General features: G+C 72.9%; 4 protein-coding genes and 1 pseudogene. 2 read left to right on the forward strand and 3 right to left on the reverse strand.

What is annotated here, in order from left to right; all coding sequences use genetic code 11:
• Nucleotides 1–1,085 (reverse strand): annotated as a pseudogene (locus tag B1205_RS09050) (GuaB3 family IMP dehydrogenase-related protein); the annotation flags it as partial.
• 29 nt (nucleotides 1,086–1,114) lie between these two features.
• Nucleotides 1,115–2,677, reverse strand: a complete 1,563-nt coding sequence (gene guaB / locus B1205_RS09055; RefSeq protein ID WP_089155192.1) for an IMP dehydrogenase — start codon at nucleotides 2,675–2,677, stop codon at nucleotides 1,115–1,117.
• A gap of 198 nt (nucleotides 2,678–2,875) precedes the next feature.
• Here guaB and B1205_RS09060 point away from each other — a divergent pair, with 198 nt between their 5' ends.
• Complete coding sequence (locus tag B1205_RS09060; RefSeq protein ID WP_089155193.1) at nucleotides 2,876–3,280, forward strand: DUF5319 domain-containing protein; 405 nt, start codon at nucleotides 2,876–2,878, stop codon at nucleotides 3,278–3,280.
• Between the two features lie 12 nt (nucleotides 3,281–3,292).
• Here B1205_RS09060 and B1205_RS09065 read toward each other — a convergent pair whose 3' ends face one another.
• Nucleotides 3,293–4,090 carry a helix-turn-helix transcriptional regulator gene (locus B1205_RS09065; protein WP_089155194.1) on the reverse strand — a complete coding sequence of 266 codons (798 nt, stop codon included), beginning with the start codon at nucleotides 4,088–4,090 and terminating at the stop codon, nucleotides 3,293–3,295.
• 252 nt (nucleotides 4,091–4,342) lie between these two features.
• Between B1205_RS09065 and B1205_RS31115 the strand changes: the two genes are divergently transcribed.
• Nucleotides 4,343–4,583 (forward strand): WhiB family transcriptional regulator (locus B1205_RS31115; RefSeq protein WP_254909808.1); only part of this gene is annotated, 241 nt, incomplete at its 3' end.

Genomic DNA, 4,583 nt, shown 5'->3' on the forward strand with positions numbered 1-4,583 from the left:
GTCGAGCACCAGGCCGACCTTCTGGAACTCCTTGAGGTCGCGGTAGCCGCACTTGGCCATCGCGCGCCGGAGGCCGCCGAAGAGGTTGAGCTGGCCGTCCGGCTCGTCGGCCGGGCCGAACAGCAGCCGCTCCATCGAGCCGATCGGCTCCCCGGCCNGTGGCTGGCCGCGGAGTGCCACCAGGCGCCGCCGGCCGGGGCCTCCTCGCAGAGCGAGAGCGGCTCGCCGAGCATCACCGCGTCCGCGCCGCAGCCGAGCGCCTTGGCGATGTCGCCGGAGGTCTGCATGTCGCCGTCGGCGATCAGGTGCACGTACCGGCCGCCGGTCTCGTCCAGGTAGTCGCGGCGGGCCGCGGCGGCGTCGGCGATCGCGGTGGCCATCGGCACCCGGATGCCGAGCACCGACTCGGTGGTCGACCAGCCGTCGCCGCCGATGCCCACGATCACGCCGGCCGCCCCGGTGCGCATCAGGTGCAGCGCGGTCTTGTAGTCGGTGCAGCCGCCGACGATGACCGGCAGGTCGAGGTCGGCGATGAACTCCTTGAGGTTCAGCGGCTCGTCGGTGGTGGAGACGTGCTCGGCGGAGACGAGCGTGCCCTGGATGACCAGGATGTCCACGCCGGCATCCAGGATCACCGGGGCCAGCGCCAGGGTGTGCTGGGGCGAGACCCGGACGGCCACCGTGCCGCCACCGGCCCGCAGCTCACGCACCCGCTCGGCGATCAGTTCGGGGCGGATCGGCTCGGCGTAGACCTCCTGGAGCCGCTTGGTGGCGCGCGCGTCCTCGTCGAGACCGCCCAGCTCCTCCAGGATCTTGGTCGGGTTCTCGTAGCGGGTCCAGAGGCCCTCGACGTTGAGCACGCCGAGGCCGCCCAGCTCGCCGAGGCGCACCGCGGAGGCGGGGCTCATGGTCGCGTCCGAGGGGTGCCCGACACAGGGGATGCCGAACGGGTACGCGTCGAGCTGCCACGCGGTGGAGACGTCGTCGACGTCCCGGGTGCGGCGGCTCGGCACGATGGCGATGTCGTCCAGGTGGTAACCGCGCTGCGCGGTCTTGCCCAGCCCGATCTCGACCACGTCACGCATGGGAACTCCAGGTGGTTGGGGGTGGTGGGTCAGCGGGAGTGGTAGTTGGGCGCCTCGACGGTCATCTGGATGTCGTGCGGGTGGCTCTCCTTGAGCCCGGCCGCGGTGATCCGGATGAGCTGGCCACGCCGGTGCAGCTCGGGGATGCTCTCGGCGCCGACGTATCCCATGGCGGCGCGCAGGCCGCCGGTGAGCTGGTGGGCGACCTGGGCGAGCGGGCCCCGGTAGGGCACCTGACCCTCGACGCCCTCCGGGACCAGCTTGTCCTCGGCGAGCACGTCCTGCTGGAAGTAGCGGTCCTTAGAGTACGACTTGCCCTGGCCGCGCGACTGCATCGCGCCGAGCGAGCCCATCCCCCGGTACGCCTTGTACTGCTTGCCGTTGATGAAGATCAGCTCGCCCGGGCTCTCCTCGCAGCCGGCCAGCAGGCTGCCGAGCATCACCGTGTCGGCGCCGGCCACCAGCGCCTTGGCGATGTCGCCGGAGTATTGGATGCCACCGTCGCCGATCACCGGCACGCCGGCCGGGTTCGCGGCCCGGGCGGCCTCCATGATCGCGGTCACCTGGGGCACACCGACCCCGGCGACGATCCGGGTGGTGCAGATGGCGCCCGGGCCGACGCCCACCTTGACGCCGTCCGCGCCGGCCTCGACCAGCGCCTTCGCGCCCGCGTACGTGGCGATGTTGCCGCCCACGATGTCGATGGTCACGTCGCGCTTGAGGCGGGCGACCATCTCCAGCACGGCCCGCTGGTGGCCGTGCGCGGTGTCCACGATGACCACGTCCACCCCGGCGTCCACGAGCGCACGGGCCCGCTTGTAGCCGTCCTCGCCCACGCCGACCGCGGCGGCGACCCGGAGCCGGCCGGCCTCGTCCTTGGTGGCGTTCGGGTACTGCTCGCTCTTGGTGAAGTCCTTGACCGTGATGAGGCCGCGCAGCTTGCCGGCACCGTCGACGATCGGCAGCTTCTCGACCTTGTGGCGGCGCAGCAGGTCGAGCGCGTCGTCCTTGCTCACCCCGACCGGCGCGGTGATCAGCGGGGTGCGGGTCATGATGTCGCGCACCGGCGTGGCCGGGTCGGAGACGAAACGCATGTCGCGGTTGGTCACGATGCCGACCAGTTGGCCCTGCGCGTCGATCACCGGCACGCCGGAGATGCGGTAGCGCCCGCAGAGCGCGTCGACCTCGCGGAGCGTGTCGTCCGGGCTGGCCGTCACCGGGTTGGTGATCATGCCGGACTCGGAGCGCTTGACCAGGTCGACCTGGAGGGCCTGGTCCTCGACGGAGAGGTTGCGGTGCAGCACGCCGATGCCGCCCTGGCGGGCCATGGCGATGGCCATCCGCGCCTCGGTGACGGTGTCCATCGCGCTGGAGAGCAGCGGCACGGTCAGCTCGATGTTGCGGGTGAGCCGGGTGCGGGTGTTGACCCGGCTCGGCACCACGTCCGACTCGCCCGGCTGGAGGAGCACGTCGTCGAAGGTCAGCCCGAGCGGCACCACCCGGGCCGAACCGGCCGGCAGCTCGGGCAGATGGCCGCCCAGCTCACCGCCGTCGGGGCCGGCCGGGATGTCGGTGCTGGGCGAATTCTCCACGATTGCTCCCCTGAGCTGGTCGAACGGGCTTCAGCGAGGCGGCGCGCGCGGGCACCGGCGCGCACCGGAGTGACGGCGCGTCGCCTCATCGTACCCACTGGCCCGGCCCGCCCCGGGCAGCGGCGGTCGGCGAGGTAGGCCGGGCCACAGCAGGGCCGGGGGCGGGCTTTCCGGCGGCTCTGGGTCTACGGTGAGGGGGTGCACGAGGAGCCCATCGACCCGTTCAACGGCGACCCCGCCGATCCGGCCGCCGGCCTGCACGATCCCGGCGAGGACGACGCGCTCGACCCGCTGACCGAGGTCGAGCGGCAGGACGTCCTGGAGGATCTCGCCGACCTGGAGATCTACCAGGCCCTGCTCCAGCCGATCGGGGTCCGGGGCCTGGTGATCGAGTGCGAGGACTGCCGCGAACCGCACTACTTCGACTGGGACCTGCTCCGGGGCAACCTGCGCCACCTGCTCAACTCGGGGCGTCCCCGGGTGCACGAGCCGGCCTACGACCCCGATCCCGACCACTACGTGAGCTGGGACTACGCCCGCGGCTACGCGGACGGCGTGCACGACACGCTCACCGAGGGCACGGACGACACCGCGTCGGAGTGACGTCGGCCCGGGTCAGGCCACCAGGCCGGCCCGGAACCCGGCCGCCACGGCGTGCGCCCGGTCGCGCGCGCCGAGCTTGCGGAACAGCCGGCGAGCGTGCGTCTTGACGGTGTCCTCGGAGACGAACAGCTCCCGCCCGATCTCCGCGTTGCTCTTACCCTCGGCCATGCCGAGCAGCACCTGAAGCTCGCGCTCGGTGAGACCGGTGGCACTGCGCGTCCGTCCGGAGCGCTGCGGCGCCGCCTCCGCCTCCTCCACCGCCGGGTCGTTGCCGTCCTCGCCCCGTTGCACCGGCACCACCGTGGGCAGCCCACCGGGATCGGTCGCCGCCGTCGGCCAGCCCGGCCCGGCCGGGGTACGCCCCGGACCCGCCGCCCGTGCCGGTCCGCCGACCGCCGCGGCGTCCCGGGCGGCGTCGGCCACCCGGTGCCGGTTGGTCCGGCCCGGGGCGGAGAGCAGCAGCAGCGCCTTCGCCACGGCGCTGGTGAGGTCGTGGTCGGCGTTCTGGATCAGACCGCGCGCCCCGGCGCTGATGGTGGCCGCCGCCGACTCCGACTCCTCGGCACCGAGCAGGAGCACCGCCGCCTGGGGGGCACGGGCGAGCACCCGCCGTACGAAGCCGGCGCTGTCCGGCCGGGTCAGCGCGGTGTCGGCGAGCACCACGTCGACCGGCCGCTCGGCCAGCCGCAACATCACCTCGGGATCGGAGACGGCCGTCCGGACGGCGCCGGCCAGCCCGAGCCGCGCCGCCGCGGAGGTCAAATGCTGGGCCGCCAGGGGTGTCCGAACGCACACGAGAACGCTACGCACAGTGGTCTCCTCTCCGACTCAGAGCAGACCACGCGGAGGCGGAATCGGGAGGGGGATCCGGGCAATCATTCGAACTTTTCCGACAGATGGGGCATATGCCGCCGAGTGTCCGAGGTTTTCGATCACACATGTGTGAGGCGGGGACGACTCGGGTACCGAGTGGTCCATCCGGAACCGGCATCCCGCGCGGACCGCCGCCCGGTAGCTGGCCACGAACATTCTCCGCGGTGCCGCGCGGGAGGAGGGGTGCTGATGTCGAACGTACGTAGGCTGCCTGGACCCATCGTCGACCTCTGGGACTGGCAGCGGCTCGGCGCCTGCCGGGGCCGCGACAGCGCCCAGTTCTTCCACCCGGACGGCGAACGCGGCTCGTCCCGGCTGCGCCGCGAGTCCGGCGCGAAGGCCGTCTGCGGCGCCTGCCCAGTGCGCGCCGAGTGCGCCGCCCACGCCCTCGCGGTCCGCGAGCCGTACGGCGTCTGGGGCGGGGTCAGCG

This window comes from Micromonospora sp. NBS 11-29 (assembly GCF_002140155.1).
In the GTDB taxonomy this organism is placed as follows: Bacteria; Actinomycetota; Actinomycetes; order Mycobacteriales; family Micromonosporaceae; genus Micromonospora.